General features: G+C 47.5%; 24 protein-coding genes. 2 read left to right on the forward strand and 22 right to left on the reverse strand.

Features of this window, described 5'->3' with window-relative positions:
* Positions 1-57: 57 nt before the first annotated feature.
* A complete protein-coding gene (locus ACYU8Y_RS10115; RefSeq protein WP_460936750.1) occupies positions 58-801 on the reverse strand; it encodes a glycosyltransferase family 2 protein in 744 nt (247 codons plus the stop codon).
* Positions 802-943: 142 nt separating this feature from the next.
* Here ACYU8Y_RS10115 and ACYU8Y_RS10120 point away from each other — a divergent pair, with 142 nt between their 5' ends.
* Together ACYU8Y_RS10120 and ACYU8Y_RS10125 are read left to right on the forward strand one after the other, a co-directional pair.
* Positions 944-2,008: a TerC/Alx family metal homeostasis membrane protein gene (locus tag ACYU8Y_RS10120; RefSeq protein ID WP_460936752.1), complete on the forward strand. Its 1,065-nt coding sequence runs from the start codon at positions 944-946 to the stop codon at positions 2,006-2,008.
* Positions 2,009-2,178: 170 nt separating this feature from the next.
* A complete protein-coding gene (locus tag ACYU8Y_RS10125) occupies positions 2,179-6,171 on the forward strand; it encodes an AAA domain-containing protein (protein WP_460936753.1) in 3,993 nt (1,330 codons plus the stop codon).
* Positions 6,172-6,202: 31 nt separating this feature from the next.
* On the opposite strand, the gene carA is transcribed toward ACYU8Y_RS10125, so the two are convergent.
* The 21 genes from carA to rpsQ all read right to left on the reverse strand — a co-directional run bounded on the left by carA (position 6,203) and on the right by rpsQ (position 18,510).
* Positions 6,203-7,306 (reverse strand): glutamine-hydrolyzing carbamoyl-phosphate synthase small subunit, encoded by a 1,104-nt coding sequence (gene carA, locus ACYU8Y_RS10130; protein ID WP_460936755.1) that lies wholly within the window; start codon positions 7,304-7,306, stop codon positions 6,203-6,205.
* An 89-nt stretch (positions 7,307-7,395) separates the two neighbouring features.
* Complete coding sequence (rplQ, locus tag ACYU8Y_RS10135) at positions 7,396-8,202, reverse strand: 50S ribosomal protein L17 (protein WP_460936757.1); 807 nt, start codon at positions 8,200-8,202, stop codon at positions 7,396-7,398.
* Between the two features lie 70 nt (positions 8,203-8,272).
* Entirely contained in the window at positions 8,273-9,262 is a 990-nt protein-coding gene (locus ACYU8Y_RS10140; RefSeq protein WP_046577854.1) for a DNA-directed RNA polymerase subunit alpha, read from the reverse strand.
* A 187-nt stretch (positions 9,263-9,449) separates the two neighbouring features.
* Positions 9,450-10,055, reverse strand: a complete 606-nt coding sequence (gene rpsD, locus ACYU8Y_RS10145) for a 30S ribosomal protein S4 (RefSeq protein ID WP_460936760.1) — start codon at positions 10,053-10,055, stop codon at positions 9,450-9,452.
* A 77-nt stretch (positions 10,056-10,132) separates the two neighbouring features.
* Positions 10,133-10,528 (reverse strand): 30S ribosomal protein S11, encoded by a 396-nt coding sequence (rpsK, locus tag ACYU8Y_RS10150; RefSeq protein WP_012930219.1) that lies wholly within the window; start codon positions 10,526-10,528, stop codon positions 10,133-10,135.
* Between the two features lie 106 nt (positions 10,529-10,634).
* The gene (gene rpsM / locus ACYU8Y_RS10155; RefSeq protein ID WP_046577849.1) at positions 10,635-11,012 is read right to left on the reverse strand and encodes a 30S ribosomal protein S13; all 378 of its coding nucleotides are present in this window, start codon (positions 11,010-11,012) and stop codon (positions 10,635-10,637) included.
* Positions 11,013-11,014: 2 nt separating this feature from the next.
* On the reverse strand, positions 11,015-11,131 hold the full coding sequence (gene rpmJ, locus ACYU8Y_RS10160) for a 50S ribosomal protein L36 (RefSeq protein WP_046577847.1): 117 nt from the start codon (positions 11,129-11,131) through the stop codon (positions 11,015-11,017).
* Between the two features lie 86 nt (positions 11,132-11,217).
* The gene (gene infA / locus ACYU8Y_RS10165) at positions 11,218-11,436 is read right to left on the reverse strand and encodes a translation initiation factor IF-1 (RefSeq protein ID WP_009284801.1); all 219 of its coding nucleotides are present in this window, start codon (positions 11,434-11,436) and stop codon (positions 11,218-11,220) included.
* 7 nt (positions 11,437-11,443) lie between these two features.
* Entirely contained in the window at positions 11,444-12,256 is an 813-nt protein-coding gene (gene map / locus ACYU8Y_RS10170) for a type I methionyl aminopeptidase (RefSeq protein ID WP_460939018.1), read from the reverse strand.
* Positions 12,257-12,288: 32 nt separating this feature from the next.
* Positions 12,289-13,608, reverse strand: a complete 1,320-nt coding sequence (gene secY / locus ACYU8Y_RS10175; protein WP_460936763.1) for a preprotein translocase subunit SecY — start codon at positions 13,606-13,608, stop codon at positions 12,289-12,291.
* A 32-nt stretch (positions 13,609-13,640) separates the two neighbouring features.
* Positions 13,641-14,117 carry a 50S ribosomal protein L15 gene (gene rplO, locus ACYU8Y_RS10180; protein WP_460936765.1) on the reverse strand — a complete coding sequence of 159 codons (477 nt, stop codon included), beginning with the start codon at positions 14,115-14,117 and terminating at the stop codon, positions 13,641-13,643.
* 172 nt (positions 14,118-14,289) lie between these two features.
* The gene (gene rpmD / locus ACYU8Y_RS10185; RefSeq protein WP_097129752.1) at positions 14,290-14,469 is read right to left on the reverse strand and encodes a 50S ribosomal protein L30; all 180 of its coding nucleotides are present in this window, start codon (positions 14,467-14,469) and stop codon (positions 14,290-14,292) included.
* A gap of 18 nt (positions 14,470-14,487) precedes the next feature.
* Entirely contained in the window at positions 14,488-15,006 is a 519-nt protein-coding gene (gene rpsE, locus ACYU8Y_RS10190; protein ID WP_012930225.1) for a 30S ribosomal protein S5, read from the reverse strand.
* A gap of 3 nt (positions 15,007-15,009) precedes the next feature.
* On the reverse strand, positions 15,010-15,363 hold the full coding sequence (gene rplR / locus ACYU8Y_RS10195) for a 50S ribosomal protein L18 (protein ID WP_046577838.1): 354 nt from the start codon (positions 15,361-15,363) through the stop codon (positions 15,010-15,012).
* 105 nt (positions 15,364-15,468) lie between these two features.
* Entirely contained in the window at positions 15,469-16,026 is a 558-nt protein-coding gene (gene rplF, locus ACYU8Y_RS10200) for a 50S ribosomal protein L6 (protein WP_460936768.1), read from the reverse strand.
* 13 nt (positions 16,027-16,039) lie between these two features.
* Positions 16,040-16,438, reverse strand: coding sequence for a 30S ribosomal protein S8 (rpsH, locus tag ACYU8Y_RS10205; RefSeq protein ID WP_460936770.1), 399 nt, complete (start codon positions 16,436-16,438; stop codon positions 16,040-16,042).
* A 90-nt stretch (positions 16,439-16,528) separates the two neighbouring features.
* Complete coding sequence (gene rpsN, locus ACYU8Y_RS10210) at positions 16,529-16,798, reverse strand: 30S ribosomal protein S14 (protein ID WP_460936772.1); 270 nt, start codon at positions 16,796-16,798, stop codon at positions 16,529-16,531.
* 23 nt (positions 16,799-16,821) lie between these two features.
* Entirely contained in the window at positions 16,822-17,376 is a 555-nt protein-coding gene (rplE, locus tag ACYU8Y_RS10215) for a 50S ribosomal protein L5 (RefSeq protein ID WP_460936774.1), read from the reverse strand.
* A gap of 20 nt (positions 17,377-17,396) precedes the next feature.
* Positions 17,397-17,768, reverse strand: a complete 372-nt coding sequence (rplX, locus tag ACYU8Y_RS10220) for a 50S ribosomal protein L24 (RefSeq protein WP_460936776.1) — start codon at positions 17,766-17,768, stop codon at positions 17,397-17,399.
* A gap of 4 nt (positions 17,769-17,772) precedes the next feature.
* A complete protein-coding gene (rplN, locus tag ACYU8Y_RS10225) occupies positions 17,773-18,141 on the reverse strand; it encodes a 50S ribosomal protein L14 (protein WP_012930232.1) in 369 nt (122 codons plus the stop codon).
* A 3-nt stretch (positions 18,142-18,144) separates the two neighbouring features.
* The gene (gene rpsQ / locus ACYU8Y_RS10230; protein WP_460936778.1) at positions 18,145-18,510 is read right to left on the reverse strand and encodes a 30S ribosomal protein S17; all 366 of its coding nucleotides are present in this window, start codon (positions 18,508-18,510) and stop codon (positions 18,145-18,147) included.
* Positions 18,511-18,513 lie beyond the last annotated feature (3 nt).

Here is an 18,513-nt window from a genome sequence, read left to right on the forward strand (position 1 = left end):
CAGCTTCAAACGGATTTCGTTTAAGGCTGGCGATGGCGTTTATGGAAACGTAGAAATTTATTTTTTCAAGACTTTCCAGTTTGCCAGCCCGATTTTCGTCAGAAAATAGAGTGCAGAAGTGCGCAGAACACCCAGACCATAAATCGAACTACGTTTGAAGTTGATAGACGACGCTTCCTCAAAGTACTTGGTGGGGCAGGTGACTTCACCAATTTCGTAGCCTTTGAAGAAAATCTGAGCAACCATTTCGTTATCGAAAATGAAATCGTCGGAGTTATGCGTGAAGTCTAGACTGCGTAGCACTTCGCCCGAAAAGGCCCGGTAGCCGGTATGGTATTCAGAAAGTTTCTGGTTCATCAGCAGGTTCTGAGTGAATGTCAGAAAGCGGTTAGCAATGTATTTGTACATGGGCATACCACCTTTCAAGGCACCTTTGCCCAAAATCCGGGAGGCAAACACAACAGGATACAGGCCATTGCCAATAATGGATATGATGGCGGGTAGCAGCAAAGGAGTGTACTGATAATCGGGGTGAAGCATGACAACAATGTCAGCACCTAGTTCCATGGCTTTGGCATAACATGTTTTCTGGTTACCGCCATACCCTTTGTTTTTGTCATGACGGATCACATGACGAATACCTAACTGCCGTGCTACTTCAACCGTATTGTCGGGACTGGCGTCGTCGACCAGAATAACATCATCGACCAGATCGAAAGGAATTTCCTTATAGGTTCGCCCTAATGTTAGAGCTGCCCGATAAGCGGGCATTACTACAATAACTTTTTTGCCATTAAACATAGGCCAAAACTAATGGGTTGATGTGAATATGCCAATTATTTACCTTAAGAAGCCCACAGCTTCAACGGATTGAGCGTAGATTTGTAAAATTTTCTCATCTTTTCGAGCGATGGATAATCAATTATCTATCCGCCGTTTTTGTATGCTTTCCAACGAAACTTTGTTTTTCCTGGCGTTTACAGTGTTCGTCCTGGTCATAATGGCTTTTGATTTGGGGATATTTTCCAAGCAAAAAAGCCATGTCGTGCAGTTTAAAGAGGCAGCCATCTGGAGTGCCATCTGGGTTGCCTTATCGATTGCCTTTTACTTTTTCCTGCAACGATTCGGGTACCTCGTACATGGTATTACCGATATGGCCCGGCTTGAGGAAGTCCGCAATAAATATGCCGAACACGTTCAACTCATTCCGGGCAACTTTGCGGCCAGTTTAGCCAAGTTTCAGGCTAATATGTCTCTGGAATACATTACCGGTTATCTGGTCGAATATTCTTTGTCCGCCGATAATATATTCGTCTTTATCCTAATTTTCAATTCGTTCAGGGTGCGGCCACGCTACTATAAGAAAATCCTGGTTTGGGGGATTCTGGGTGCTATTGTCCTGCGATTCATTTTTATTTTCCTGGGGTCGGCCCTTATTCAGCGGTTCGAATGGATCATGTATCTGTTTGGCGCCTTTCTGGTGTACACAGGTATTCAACTGTTTTTTCAGAAAGATGAGGAAGAGCAGATCGAACCATCTACGCATCCGGTGGTACGTTTTGCCAGCAAGTACTTAAACGTATACAACCGCAATGTCTCCGACAATTTCTTTATCCGTCGGAAATCGGACCATAAGCTGTTTGTAACGCCCCTGTTCCTGATTGTGATCGTTATCTCGTTTACGGATCTCGTGTTTGCCGTCGATTCCATTCCGGCCATCTTCTCCATTACGAAAGACCCTTACATTGTCTTCTTCTCGAACGTTTTTGCCATTATGGGACTCCGTTCGATGTTCTTCTTTTTGTCCAGCATTATGAGTCAGTTCCGCTTCCTGAAAGTAGGTTTGGCCGTCTTACTTACCTTCATTGGTGCCAAAATGCTGGCTGAACATTGGCTGGCTGAACAGGGTTTCAAACCCGTTTATTCCCTGTATATTATCGTTGCTATTTTAACAATCAGCGTTCTGGCTTCCTGGCTCATACCCGAAAAGAAAGCATTGGCCGAGTAAGCTGTTAAGAAGAGAAGTAAGAACGGGCGAGGGCCACTAAACATTTGTTTTAGTGGCCCTCGCCCGTTCTGTTTCTTGCTGTGAGTGGCTTCCTGATTGTAGGCAGTAGCCTATACGCACACTTTCCGCCTGATAAACGTTAGTTTTGGGAAAGACACCCCGCTTATCAGATGACGTTTGCGCACACTGCCGTACTGAAAACCTTTCGCCGACGCTTAACGAACCTCAGCAGTCGTAATCGTTCTCTGCTATTAACTACCCTGCCCGCCGGTCAATTTCTGGATTTACACGAGACAGACTTTCTCCTCAATAAACCGTCGTTCAGCATTATTGTCGATTTGCTAGGCCGCAAATCGTCGGTGTCACTTTGTGAAGTGCTCGATCCCCGGCAGGAGCGAAGCAACGAGGTAAGTCGTAAACTTCGGCGTATTGACCGAACAGCCCGTTTTATTGAAGAGGAGCGGGGTACGGAAGATTTGTATGTTGGCTGGCCATTCGTGAAAGGCAAGTTTCTGAATGAATCAGTTGTTCACGGTCCCCTTTTGTTTTTTCCGGTGCAGATCGAACAACAGGGAAAATTCTGGAAGCTGGTTCGTCGGGGCGATGAACTGGGCTTTCTGAACCCAGCATTTGCGTTAGCGTATCAGCAATTTAACCAGGTAAAGTTGTCAGACGAGATTACTGAAAAAACAGTCGATGATTTTGACCGTGATCCGCTTGTTTTCCGGACACAACTTTACGAATGGCTCAAGGCCAGTCAGCTAGAGCTAAATTTCAATCCGGATTTATTTGCCGATACGCTCCAATTTTTCAATAAGCAGCCTGCCAGGGACCTTGCTCAACTCGAACAAACGGGTGAGTTAAAGCTCTATTCAGAAGCCGTACTCGGTATTTTTCCACAAGCCGGGTCATTTCTGGTGCCGGATTATGATACGTTGATTGCAAACCGAGGGGAGTCGTCCGATGAACTGTTCAACTGGGAGATGAGCGATGCGTCCCCGTCTGAAGATGACGATTCTGTCCTGGTTCCTACGGTTCCTCTCCCGGAACGACGTCTTCATACACCATTACTCATGGATGCCTCGCAGGAAGCGACCGTGCGGGCAATAAGAACGGGGCAGTCGCTGGTAGTACAGGGCCCTCCCGGAACCGGCAAGTCTCAATTGATTGCTAACCTGATGGCCGACGCAGCCGCGTCGGGAAAGCGGGTGTTGCTGGTGTGCCAAAAAAGGGCCGCTCTGGATGTGGTTCAAAAGCGTCTTGAAGACGTGGGCATGAATCCTTTTTTGGCGTTGATTCATGATTTTCAAAATGACAGGCGAGCTTTGTACACTCAAGTTGCGGCACAGATTGAGCAAATAGACCAGTACAAGCAACAAAATAACAGCCTGAATGCTGTGTTGCTCGAACGTGACTTCGATGCAGAAAGCCGCCGGATCGACGAGACGGTTACCGCATTACAGCTCTTTAAAAATGCGCTGTTCGATACAGCGGAAAGCGGTGTTTCGGCCAAAGAGCTATACCTGACGACGGCATCTGCGGAAAACGACAGAGCCTTTATCGCGCTGGATGATGTTTATTACCAGTTTCGCCTGGATAATGTCGAAAATTTTATCCAGCGGCTAACCAGTTTCGTTGCGTATCAACAAGTACTGGGTACCGAGTTGATGTGGGCTAACCGGGTTAGCTTCTCTGCCTTTACCTGTACTGATTTGCGTAAAGCCGATCAGGCAATAAGTGACTGGGATAAGCTTCGTCAGACCGTTGCAGAACAGTTGACCGCGCTGGTAGGTCGGCCGCTCGTATTTGACGAGTTACAGGTCTGGCAGGCCTATGAATGGGACTTAACCGCCCTTTTGACTCTACTTGATGTGCCGGATGCATTAGTTCTGTGGGGAATTGTAACACATCTGCGTAAGGTAACTACGCATCCCGCCTTAACGATTTCTGAGACTCGTTTGGACGAACTGGCTAGCAGTTGGGATGAGGTTCTGGCCGCCCCTGGTCCGGAGTCATCACTGGCGACGACGGACCTGCGTGCCTTTCGCGATGTAGTGGCTGAGGCTCTAACCGCTCGTTCGTCGTGGGTGAGCTGGAACTGGTGGCAATTGACCAATGCGGGAAAAACACAAGTGCGGGCGGTCGCTGCCGCGAATGAACTCAGCCTTTCGGAATTGGATTTGCAAACGCTGGCAACGAAGGTGAGTAAGCGAATCCGGTTGGAGGGTATCCGGCATGAAGTGGCTCCGTTGGTTGACGGGTTAAATTTGCCCGCATTGCCGGATAGTTTACGCGTTTTACGTCGGGCACAACACCTAGCCGAACGTCTGGCAACGCTTGGTCTGCTTCAGCAATTGCCCCTTTCCAGCTGGCAGTCGCCTACATTACTTGCCGATCAGATAAGAATGATTATGCAACGGGCGATGAACGTTACCCAGCAACAGGCTGAAGCCTCTGCTTATCTAACAGAGAAACAACTGATACAGGCGTGGGCAGATCCCGCTTACGTGGTTCCGCTTCGCCAAAGCCTCCGAGACAACTTTGATTCACTTGTCGAAGTAGATCGCCTGAAAGAAGGATTTTCGGATGCCGAGCAGCTCATTATCCGCCGATTGGCGGGTTTAGATATAGCGGTGTGGGTCGATACGTTTCAAAATAGCTTACGAACTGCCTGGATTGAGCATATTGAGCAGCAATATCCCGAGCTTCGGACTGTATCGACGCTCAAAATGAATCAGTTGGAGCAAACCTTACAAGAGAGCATCCAGCGAAAGCAAGCGTTGAGCCGAGATATTTTACTCATAAAGCTACGAGAACAGACTTATCGAAATTTAACAGTCAACCGGCTAAACAATGTAGTTACCTATCGCGATTTAGCGCATCAGGTGACCAAAAAGCGAAATGTCTGGCCTGTCAGGAAACTGATGGAGTCGTTTGCCGATGAAGTATTCAAGCTTGTGCCGTGCTGGTTAGCTTCGCCGGAATCCGTGTCGGCGATGTTTCCATTACGAGAAGGCTTGTTCGATCTAGTTATTTTTGATGAGGCTTCTCAATGTTTTGCCGAAAACGGCGTGCCTGCCATGGCTCGCGGGAAGCAAGTTGTTATTACGGGCGACAGTCAGCAGCTACGGCCAAGTGATCTGTATCGGACCCGTCTGGACGATGTCGAGCTGGACGAAGAAATACCAGCCGCTCTTGAAGTCGAGTCACTGCTCGAACTGGCCGCTCAGGATCTACCACAACTATCGCTCACGGAGCATTATCGTAGTCGTTCACTGGATTTGATCACTTTCTCAAACGAGCATTTCTACCAGAATAAGCTGTCTCTTCTGCCACATTTCGATGAGATCAACCGACATGAGCCAGCTATTCGGTACATGAATGTGAAAGGAACCTGGCAGCAGCATACAAATCCGGTTGAAGCCGAGGCCGTTTTACAACTCCTCGATCAGTTGGTAACCGAGATGCCTGGCCGTTCGATAGGTATCGTAACGTTTAACTTTCCGCAACAGCAATTGATTCAGGATATGCTGGAAAGTAACGCGGATGGTTTACCGACGATGCAGACGGACAAAATGGCTTCGTTACAACTATTTGTCAAGAATATCGAAAATGTGCAGGGAGACGAGCGTGACATTATTATTTTTTCGGTTGGCTACGCACCCGATGAACGCGGCCGCCTGTCGATGCAGTTTGGGAGCTTAAATGCCAAAGGGGGCGAAAACAGATTAAACGTAGCCGTTACGCGGGCGCGGGAGCGGGTGTATGTGGTCACGAGTCTGTGGCCTGATCAACTGACTGTAGCCGACACGGCTAATGAAGGGCCAAAACTACTGAAAGCCTACCTGACGTATGCATTGGCGGTTGCCCAGGAACAGTTTAGGCCCATGCAAAAGGCCTCACAGGTAGTACCATCAGGTACGTTGTTAAAAGATAGGTTGGCCAGTCAGCATTCCAACTGGCAGCCTGAGTTGCCTTTTGCTGATCTGACAGTAAAGGAGCCGGATGGTAGCTACCAGTCGCTCATTCTGACTGACGATGATGCTTATTATCAGCAGACAATCAAACAGGCTCATGCGTATCTGCCGAAGGCGCTCCAAGCCCGTCAGTGGCCATTTGTCCGGGTTTGGAGCCGGGAGTTCTGGCGGAAAGGGAGTAAATGAAAAAGCCTGGCCAAAGCCAGGCTTTCAATGTCTATTCTTTCATCATGCCGATAAACTGATCGAACAAGTAATGCGAATCGTGCGGACCCGGCGAAGACTCTGGGTGATACTGTACCGAAAAGGCGGGCTTGTCTTTCCGACGAATGCCTTCAATGGTTTTATCGTTCAGGTTGATGTGCGTTAGTTCAACATTAGCATGATCCATCACTTCATCGGCACTAACTGCGAAACCATGATTTTGCGAAGTGACCTCACAGTGACCTGTAATCAAGTTCTTGACCGGGTGGTTCAATCCCCGGTGTCCGTTGTGCATTTTGTAAGTCGATATACCACTTGCCAGCGACAGAATCTGATGACCAAGACAAATCCCAAACAAAGGCTTTTCGGTTTCCAGGGCTTGTTTCACCGTCTCAACGGCGTACGGCATCGCTGCCGGATCACCCGGTCCGTTCGCAATGAAGTAGCCGTTCGGTTTCCAGGCCGCTAAGTCTGCGTGAGACGTCCGGGCAGGAAATACCTTGCAGAACACACCCCTCTGATTAAAATTGCTTAGAATGCTTCGTTTAACGCCTAAATCAAGTACCGCTACGCGCAGAGCGGCTTCAGGGTCACCTTGTTCATACGCTTCCTTTGTGCATACTTCTGAAGAGAGTTCGAGCCCATCCATGTCTGGCACCTTGTTCAATTCAGCGAGTAGTACGGCTGGGTCAAGAATTTCGGAGGAAATAATGCAGTTCATCACGCCTTTTGAGCGAATGTAGCGAACGAGTTGCCGGGTATCTACACCATGGATACCAACAATGTTTGCTCTTTCGAAATAATCCTGCAACGAACCATCGGCGGTATAGCGGGAGTGAATGTTCGAGAAGAAATTGCAAACCATCGCCCGGATTTTCACGCCATTGGACTCCTGTTCGGCATTATTCAAAATACCATAGTTACCAATGTGCGAAGTCGTGTTGATAATAACCTGGCCATAGTAAGAAGGATCGGTGTATATCTCCTGATAACCGGTCATGCCCGTATTGAAGCATATTTCACCTCCAGCTGTACCAATTTTACCGAGAGCCAAACCTCTATAAACGGTCCCATCTTGTAAAACTAGTAGGGCTTCAGGTTGTTGCGTATGTTTCATGTATGCGTTTTGGCTTAAAAGACTAAAAAAAAGGGCTAACCGTTGAACGGCTAACCCATTTCTATATGATGTGTGTGTAAGGCACTTGGTTATTCTTTACCACCTTTTAAACGATCCTGTAATTCAGTCAATTCATCCCATTTGCCATCGCGGGCTAGGGCTGCCTGTTCGTTCCAGGTTGATGCATCGTGTACATTAAACCGGGAACCGGCTTCGGTCAGGACTTGCTGAACGACTTCGTCCTGCGCATCCGCTAGCTGTGCAAAGGTAGTAATCCCAGCGTTATTGAGCAACTCCGATATTTTAGGTCCAACGCCCTCAATCTTCGTCAGGTCATCGCCACTCACTGTTGTCTCGGCAACTGCTGGTGCCTCATCTTCAACAACTTCAGCAGAAGGCTCTTCACCTGTAGTCGTAGCAGCTGCTTCAGCAACAGGTGCCGTTTCGGTTGCCGGGCGAGCGCCTGTTCCACGGCGGCTACGACGGGTTTTTGTTGTCGTAGCAGCTGCTTTCTCAGATGCTGCTGCCAACAGCAACTCGTTGAAGTCTACCAGTTCGATTAAACAGGTTTCAGCGTTATCACCTAAGCGGTTACCCAACTTGATGATGCGTGTGTAACCGCCCGGACGGCTGGCGATCTTATCGGCCACTGTTCCGAACAATTCTTTCATCGTGTCCTTGTCATTCAGGGCCCGGAATACTTCGCGACGATTCACGAAGGTATCATCTTTGGCCCGGGTCAGGATAGGTTCCACGAATTTGCGGAGTTCTTTCGCCTTAGCAAGCGTAGTTTCGATACGCTTGTGCAGGATCAGCGACGACGCCATATTCTGCAACATCGCTTCGCGGTGCGAATGTGTCCGACTTAGGTGATTATCTTTTTTACCGTGTCTCATTATAGTAAGTGTGTGGTTTGTAGTTTGTAGCCTGTAGAAATTAACTACAAACTACAACTCACAAACTAGCTTAGTCTTCGTCTAATCTGTACTTTGCAACGTCCATACCGAACGTCAGGTTTTTCTCAGCAACAAGTTGCTCCAGCTCCGTTAAGGACTTCTTACCGAAGTTACGGAACTTCATCATGTCGGAAATCTCTAACCGAACAAGATCGCCCAGTGTCCGAACGTCAGCCGATTTGAGGCAGTTGTAAGCCCGTACTGACAGATCAAGATCAGCCAGCGACGTCTTCAGAAGTTTCCGCATGTGCAGCACTTCTTCATCGACTACGTTTTCCTCTTCTGGTTTCGCCGTTTCAAACGTCATCGTCTGATCTGAGAACAGCATGAAGTGCTGAATCAGAATGTAAGCAGCCCCTTTCAGCGCTTCTTCAGGATGAATCGATCCATCCGTCTCAATGTCCAGCAATAACCGCTCATAGTCAGTTTTTTGCTCAACCCGAGTATTTTCAACGCTATATTTCACGTTCTTGATCGGCGTGTAGATAGCATCGATCGGAATATGACCGAAGGGTAGCTCATTGGCTCGTGGCTCGTCGGCAGGTACGTAACCCCGGCCTTTTTCCACGAAAATTTCCATTTCCAGATCCCGTGTATCGTCGATGTGGCAGATTTCCAGTTCTGGATTCAGCACTTCGAAAGATGGCGAGAATTTGGATATATCACCGGCTTTCAAAACCGATTGTTTCTTAATATTGACGGTGATCTTGTTGTCGACCATGTCATTGATCTTCTTGAAACGAACCATTTTCAGGTTCAGAATGATCTCTGTCACGTCTTCAACGACGCCCTCGATTGATGAAAACTCGTGCAACACACCAGGGAATTTCACGCTTGTGATAGCGTAACCTTCCAAAGATGACAGCAGAATACGCCGTAGCGCGTTGCCGATTGTTACACCGTATCCTTTTTCAAGGGGTTTGAATTCAAATACCCCGTGAAAGTCGTCAGCTTTCTCCACTACGACTTTGTCGGGCATTTGGAACGCTAAAATTGACATACGTTTCGTATTTTAAAGCAGTTCTCTGCCTTGGCGTGAAGACTGAAATAGTGTTTACGGTTTTCAGGTCTTCGTTTGTGGTACTCTTGCGGGTTAATGACCAGCCTCTTCCCGAGAACCAATCGCCCATAAACCGTAAACTATAGAAAGGAGGCAGAACCCTGTGAAGGTATCTGCCCACCCAAGATTATTTCGAATACAATTCGACGATTGCCTGCTCGTTGAAGTTTTCAGGAATCTGGTCACGCTCGGGATAGCTGATAAATTTACCAACCAACTCCTGACCATCCCACTCAACCCAGTTATACCGTTTGGTATTGCGAGCCGATAAGCTAGTAGCAACCGCTTCCAACGACTTTGATTTCTCACGAACACCGATCAACTGACCGGGCTTGAGCGAATAGGAGGGGATGTTAACCACTTCGCCATCAACGATGATGTGCTTGTGAGAAACCAACTGACGGGCAGCCCGACGAGAAGAAGCGATACCCAAACGATAAACAGTGTTATCTAAACGGGCTTCACATAATTTAAGCAGGTTTTCACCCGTGATTCCTTCCCGAACTTGCGCGCGGTGGAACAGGGCGCGGAACTGACGTTCCAGAATACCATAGGTATATTTTACCTTTTGCTTTTCCAGCAACTGGAGCGCGTATTCGGACTGTTTCCGTTTACGACCCCGACCGTGCATACCCGGTCCGTAATTCTTTTTCTGGAGCGCTTTGCTCGGACCCATGATGGGTTCTCCGAACTTGCGCGAAATTTTGGCCTTAGGCCCTGTGTAACGTGCCATTCTTTAATGAATGAATAAATGTGAAACATTGGACAGACACAACCAAATGTCGCCTGTCCTTATTCATGCCATCCGTATTATACGCGACGACGTTTTGGCGGCCGGCACCCATTGTGCGGCAGCGGGGTAATATCACGGATTGTCGTTACTTCGATACCCGAGTTCTGAATGGTACGAATAGCCGACTCACGGCCTGATCCTGGACCTTTCACGAAAACTTCTGCTTTGCGCATTCCCAAATCATGGGCAACGGCAGCACAGTTAGAAGCGGCAGTTTGAGCAGCATACGGCGTATTTTTTTTAGAGCCACGGAAGCCCATTTTACCCGCCGATGCCCAGGAGATAACCTGGCCGTTCATGTTAGTGATCGAAATGATGATGTTGTTGAACGTAGCCCGGATGTGTACCTGACCAACGGGTTCAACAATTACCACCCGCTTTTTCGCTTTGTCTTTGCGTTTTGCTTGAGCCATTGTTTGTAGGTAATCGTCAATGTGTCACCGGTTTTCATTACTTGTTATCCAAAGATGTTCGTTGAATAACCACAAATGAGTCGTATGACGATGAGCGACCGATTAATTATTTCGTTACTTTCTTTTTATTAGCAACAGTCTTCCGCTTACCTTTCCGGGTACGGGAGTTGTTTTTCGTATGCTGACCACGAACTGGCAAGCCTTTCCGGTGCCGGAGACCCCGGTAGCAACCGATGTCCATTAACCGTTTGATGCTCAACTGCACTTCTGAGCGCAACTGACCTTCAACCTTGTATTCGTTCGAGATCGCGTTACGAACAGCGCTCGCTTCGTCATCCGTCCATTCGCTGGCTTTCTTATCAACGCTGATACCAGCATCGGTCAGAATTTTCTTAGCCCGGCTCCGGCCGATGCCGAAAATGTACGTCAGCGCAATTTCGCCACGCTTTTTGTCTGGAATATCAACACCTGCAATACGTGCCATGCTTAGCCTTGTCTTTGTTTATAACGGGGATTCTTTTTGTTGATCACGTACAGCTTTCCTTTCCGACGGATCACAACGCAGTCTTCACTACGCTTCTTGATTGACGCTTTAACTTTCATGATTTTAAAAGTTTTCGGTTTTCGGTTTTTGGTTTTTTAGCCTTCGGTTATAGATGACCGTAAACTGTAAACCGCAAACTGTATCCCTATTTGTACCGATACACAATTCGCGCCTTGCTTAGATCGTAAGGCGACATTTCCAATTTTACACGATCTCCCGGCAAAATCTTGATGTAGTTCATCCGCATTTTGCCAGAGATGTGAGCAATTACCTCATGCTTGTTAGCCAATTCGACCCGAAACATTGCATTCGATAATGCCTCTAAAATCACACCATCCTGTTCTATAGAATTCTGCTTTGCCATCTGTGCTTTAAGCCGCTATTAATTCCTGAGTTTCAACCATCAGGCTCGTATTGGCGGTAACTGCTTCTATGTATTCAAAGGTTGTCAGAATTTCAGCCTTCCCCTTTCGTACGGCTACTGTGTGTTCAAAGTGAGCGGAAGGCTTACGGTCAACAGTCCGAATCGTCCATCCATCACGTTCCTGAACAACTCCCTTTTTACCGAAGTTGATCATCGGCTCAATAGCCAGAATCATACCTTCACGTAATTTAGGCCCCTGACCACGCTTACCGTAGTTAGGAACCTCGGGTGCTTCATGCAGGTCCTGACCAACGCCATGACCCACTAATTCGCGAACTACAGAATACCCGAATTTCTCTGCATAGGTCTGGATAGCATAACCGATATCACCAACCCGATTGCCTTCAGTCGCTTTCTCAATCCCAAGGTAAAGGGACTCCTTCGTACGGGTGAGCAGCCGACGAACGGCCGGACTAACTTCGCCAACTGGATACGTATAAGCGCTATCGCTATGGTAACCATTTAGCTTAACACCGCAATCGATCGAGATAATGTCACCATCACGGAGTTCGTATTTGCTCGGAAAACCGTGGACAACAACGTCGTTAACAGAGATACAAAGTGAAGCTGGAAACTTATTATACCCTAAGAATGATGGAATACCGCCATTGTCTTTAATAAACGTTTCCGCAACCTTATCAAGTTCCTTCGTGGCTATGCCAGGACGGATAAGCTTAGCTACTTCGGCGTGGGCTTTTCCTAATACCTGTGCACTGATCTTTATCAAAGCGATTTCATCGTCGCTTCGGTAAAAAATCATCTTATCCTTTTTATCGGAACTGCTCATGTTAATTAAGCGGCTACTGTCTCGCTATTAGCACGTCCCTGTACTCGGCCTGATTTCATCAAACCTTCGTACCGACGCATTAATAGATAGCTTTCAACTTGTTGCAATGTATCAAGCACAACACCGACCATAATTAATAGCGATGTACCACCGAAAAACTGGGCAAAACCACTTGTCATACCTAGCAGATTAGCCATGGCAGGTAGAATCGCTACGATTGCCAGCATAACAGCACCAGGTAAGGTAATACGGTCAAGAACAGTTCCAATGTATTCTGAAGTCTGAAAACCTGGCTTAACACCCGGAATGAATCCGCCACTACGTTTCATATCGTCCGCAATCTGAACCGGATTAACCGAGATCGCTGTATAGAAGAACGTAAAGATGATAATCAGCAGAGAGAACAGCAGGTTGTACTGCCAGGTTGTATAGCTTTGAAACGCGTTTTGCACACTAGCGGCAAAATCACTTTTCTCTGCAAATAGACCTGCAACGTAGGTTGGAATAAACATCAATGCCTGAGCGAAAATGATCGGCATAACACCGGCCGCATTCAGCTTAAGCGGTAAATATTGACGCTGACCACCAACTACTTTATTACCAATAACCTGCTTTGCGTATTGAATGGGAATGCGACGAACAGCCTGTGTCAGTACAACAGCACCCATAATCACGAAAAACAGACCAACTAATTCTAGTACGAAGATCAGACTGCCTCCCGTACCACGTGAAAGGGCTTCGCCGTAGATGGCGCCTGGCAGACGTGACACGATACCGATCATAATGATCATCGATATCCCGTTACCAATACCTTTGTCGGTGATCCGTTCTCCCAGCCACATACAGAAAATGGTACCGGCCGTTAGAATGAATAAAGAAGAAATGGTAAACAATCCCCGATCAATCAATAACGCTTCCTGAGGAATCGTCGTACGGATGTAGGTAATTGCCTGTACTGCCGTTACACCAATCGTAAGCACCCGAGTAATTTGGTTCAATCGCTTGCGTCCCGATTCTCCTTCCTTCTGCATTTTCTGGAAGTAAGGTAACGCCAGGGTAAGCAATTGGATGGCAATCGAAGCCGAGATGTACGGCATGATTCCCAACGCGAAAATCGACGCTTTACTGAACGCTCCACCCAAAAAGGTGTCTAGCAAACCAAGTAATCCTTGTGGATTAAGATTCAGTTTGTTAGGGTCAACGCCAGGCAACACGATGGCCGAACCAAGACGAAACGCTGTTATAAATAACAGCGTGTTCAGGATTCGACCCCGCAGCTCGTCAATTGCAAAAATATTTTTAAACGTGGTGATGAGTCGATTCATAAAAGTATGTCGGCCGTTACGGTGCTCACAACTTAATTAGCTGCTTCCTCTTTTGCATGTTTGACAGGCACAATAGCCTTACCACCTGCTTTCTCAATCGCTTCTTTAGCGCTGCTCGAAAAGGCATGGGCATGGATTTCAATTGCAGCAGTCAACTCACCTCGGCTAAGTACTTTAACAAGGTCTTTTTTGCTCACCAAACCATGCTGAAGCAGAAAATCCATGTCAACTACTGTAACGTTGGTTTCATCGATCAATGCCTGAATCGAATCCAGGTTAAGAGGCTTGTACTCGACGCGGTTGATATTCTTGAAGCCGAATTTCGGTACACGACGTTGGAGAGGCATCTGGCCACCCTCGAAGTGTGTTTTACGGCTATAACCTGAGCGTGACTGCGCTCCTTTGTGACCACGCGTAGACGTTCCGCCCATGCCTGATCCTTGTCCGCGTCCGACTCGCTTGCGCTCTCTAACGGAACCCTTTGCCGGTCTAAGGTTGCTTAAATTCATTTGATTGTTTAGGCAAAACAAGCAGATCAGAGAAAGCAAGAGCTGACTCTTACCTATTTACTGCACTGCCTTCGCCACTATTTAGTGTTAAAAAGATGATTCTTTTGGCTCTTCGATACCAGTGTAACCATTGGTTACTGTGGCCTGAAAACCAAAAGAATCGCAAAGATAGTTAAATTTCTTCAACCTTCACTAGGTGCTGCACCTTAATGATTGCCCCTTTCAATGCGTCGTTGTATTCCAACTCGACACTGCGGTTGATTTTGCCCAAGCCTAACGACTTGATCGCGTTTTTCTGAGATAGCGGTCGTTTAATGGTGCTGCTGACCTGCGTGATGCGTACTCGTGCCATGTCTATTGCTCCTTTAGATTAACCGTTAAATACTTTTGCTAAGCTGATCTGACGCTGGAAGGCTACCTGGTGCGGTAAGCGCATTTTCAGCAGCGCATCAAGGGTAGCTTTTACTACGTTGTGAGGGTTCGACGAACCTTTCGATTTCGCCAGGATATCGTGGATACCAGCCGATTCAAGAACGGCCCGCATAGCACCACCGGCAATTACGCCAGTACCCGGAGCGGCTGGTTTCAGCAGGACAAAGCCACCGCTGAATTTACCTTCCATTTCGTGGGGAACCGTGCGCTTCAGAAGAGGAATCTGTACCAGGTTTTTCTTGGCATCTTCTACTCCTTTAGCAATGGCATCAGTTACTTCATTGGCTTTGCCTAATCCGTAACCAACGACACCGTTACCGTCTCCAACCACGACAATTGCCGAGAAGCTGAACCGGCGACCACCTTTTACCACCTTCGCTACGCGGTTGATGGCTACGACCTTTTCTTTAAGGTCGGCTTCGTTAAATTTTGTCGGTCTTGCTGAATTGATGTTCATCGCTTAGAACTTAAGGCCTCCCTCGCGGGCTGCATCGGCCAATGCTTTTACTTTACCGTGATATAAGTAGCCATTGCGGTCGAACACAGCTGCGCTGATATTCTTGGCAACTGCTTTCTCGGCCAACCGCTGGCCTACTTTCTTCGCCGTTTCGACGGTATTACCTTCGGCTTCGCTCTTCAGTTCAACCGATGATGCAGCCGCCAGGGTGTGGCCGCTAACGTCGTCAATCAACTGCGCGTAAATCGCTTTGTTAGAGCGGAAAACTGATAGACGGGGACGCTCGGCTGTGCCAGAAACTTTCGCCCGGATACCAAACTTGATCCGCTGTCTTCTCTCTTGTTTATTCGTTGCCATGTTATTTGATTCCGACCAAATAGGCGTTTAAAAGGTTTTTGGTTTCTCGTTTTCGATTTATCACTGAATAAGTCAGCCATAAACCGAAAACTGAAAACCACTTTATTATTTCTTCGAAGAAGATTTACCAGCTTTCCGGCGAACTTGCTCACCGATGAAGCGGATACCTTTGCCTTTGTAAGGCTCAACTTTACGCAACGAACGGATTTTTGCGGCTACGTCGCCCAAAAGTTGTTTATCCGAACCTTCCAGATATACTTTCGGGTTCTGACCTTTCTCCGTCACAGCTGTAACTTTGATTTCGGCTGGAACAGCTAAAAACACGTTGTGTGAATAGCCAAGTTGCAGTTCAAGAATGTTGTTGGCAACCGATGCTTTATAACCTACTCCGATCACTTCGAGATCCAGTTTAAAGCCTTCGCTTACACCAGTTACCATGTTATTAACCAGCGACCGGTACAAACCGTGCAGCGCTTTATGACGCTTTTGCTCGGTTGGGCGGGTTACCTGGATCTGACCATCTTCAATGGCTACCGAAATGTCCGGATCAACCGATTGGGTCAAGGTGCCTTTAGGGCCTTTTACCCTTATGACGTTCTGATTGTCGACAGACAACGTAACGTTGCTGGGTAGGGCGATTGGTTTCTTACCTATGCGTGACATCGTTCAGTTCGGATTAATATACGTAACACAATACTTCTCCACCAACGTTCAGCGTCTTCGCTTCTTTGTCTGTCATCACACCTTTCGAGGTAGAAATGATCGCTACACCCAACCCATTCAGGATACGTGGCAGGCTATCGGCTCCCCGATACTGACGCAAACCTGGACGGCTGATGCGTTGTAGGTCAACGATAGCAGGCTGCTTCGTCGTTGGATTGTACTTCAAAGCAATTTTGATAGAGCCTTGTGGAGTACTATCGTCGAACTTGTAGTTCTGGATGTACCCTTTTTCGTACAAAACCTTGGTAATCTCTTTTTTTATGTTCGAAGCAGGGATCTCTACAACCCGGTGCTTGGCCCGGATGGCGTTTCTAACACGAGTCAGAAAGTCTGCTATTGGATCTGTATTCATTCTTAGCGTTGCGTTACTTGCAAACCCCTCTTTTTGAGAAAGTTCGCAAAATTACGGAAACTGAATTACAAATAGAAATGGAATCTGGAATTACCAGCTTGCTTTGGTTACACCTGGAATCTTACCGGCCGATGCCATTTCCCGGAATGTTACCCGTGAAATACCAAACTTGCGCATATAGCCCCGAGGACGACCTGTTAATTTGCAACGATTGTGCAAACGAACTGAAGACGAATTTTTAGGCAGTTTATCCAGACCGATGTAGTCACCGGCGGCTTTCAAAGCGGCCCGCTTGGTAGCATACTTAGCTACCAATGCTTCGCGTTTCCGTTCCCGCGCTTTTATTGATTCTTTTGCCATTATCTTAACCTTTTTGTCGGTTGTTATTTGTCACTTTTAGCGAACGGCATGCCCATTGCTTTCAGCAATTCGTAACTCTCATTGTCGGTGTTGGCTGTTGTCACAAACGTGATGTCCATCCCCGAAATACGGGCTACTTTATCAATGCTGATCTCAGGGAAGATGATCTGCTCCTGTACACCGAAGGTATAGTTGCCACGGCCATCGAACCCTTTGTCACTAATGCCTTTGAAGTCACGAACACGAGGTAACGATACTGCCGTTAACCGGTCCAGGAATTCATACATCTTCACACCACGCAACGTAACTTTCGCACCGATGGGCATTTTTTCCCGCAGCTTGAAGTTCGAGACAGCCTTTTTCGACAAAGTCGGAACAGCTTTCTGGCCCGTGATGGTCGTCAATTCTTCGACGCCTACGTCCACCAATTTTTTATCGGCGACAGCGGCTCCAATACCTTTGTTGATGACAATTTTAGTCAGACGGGGCACTTGCATGACCGACTTGTACTGAAACTTGTCCTTCAACTGAGGTACGATTTCGCTTAGATATTTTTCTTTCAGTCTTGGCGTTGCCATTTTCTTAGACCTGCTTAAGGTTATTTACGACCCGCGTCGGCGGACCGATCAGGAATAAAGTTGCCTGTCTTCTTAGAGAAGCGCTGCAGCTTTCCCTTTTCGTTTGCTTTACGACCCGTACGGGTAGGTTCACCGGTGGCTGGATCAACCAATTTCAGGTTGCTGATGTGAATCGATCCTTCCGTTTTTTCCAGGCTCCCCTGCGGGTTAGAAGCCGTTGGCTTCAAGTGCTTGGTGATCATAGCGACGCCCTCAACGCGAGCACGATCTTTCTCTACGATCACTTCTTTCACCACACCGCGCTGACCTTTCGAGTTACCACCAATCACAACGACTGTATCGCCTGATTTGATGTGGAATTTGTGCTTCGGTAGCGTTATTTTCTTCTCCATTGCCTTACAATACTTCCGGGGCTAACGATACGATTTTCATAAACTGCTTCTCGCGCAATTCACGAGCCACGGGTCCAAAAATCCGGGTGCCACGTGGTTCATCGTTGTTATTGAGCAATACGGCTGCATTGTCCTCAAAACGGATATAGGAACCATCTTTACGACGTACTTCCTTTTTGGTCCGAACAACAACGGCTTTTGAAACCGTACCTTTTTTCATGTTACTGGACGACAGAGCCTGTTTCACCGTCACGACGATCTTGTCACCGACTGATGCATACCGCTTGCCTGTACCGCCCAGGACGCGGATAACCAGCACTTCTTTCGCGCCACTGTTATCGGCTACTCCTAATCTTGATTCTTGCTGTACCATGGCTTACTTCGCTTTTTCGATGATTTCGACTAAACGCCAACGCTTATTTTTGCTCATTGGGCGGGTTTCCATGACACGAACGGTGTCACCAATACCACACTCATTTTTCTCGTCATGAACAGTCAGTTTTTTCGTCTTGTTCATGAACTTGCCGTACATCGGGTGCTTCACTTTACGATCAATCGCAACAGTGATGGTCTTCTGCATTTTATTGCTGGTTACCCGTCCGATACGCTCTTTCCGAGCGTTGCGCTCCGAAGCCGTTGCGGCAGTGCTCGTTGCGGGAGCGGCTGCTGTTGGCTGTTCTGTTGCTGCTGCCACAGGAGCTTGTTCTTCTGCCTGTGGTGCTGGTGCTTGTTGCTCTTCCATTGT

The organism is Spirosoma humi, assembly GCF_054776575.1.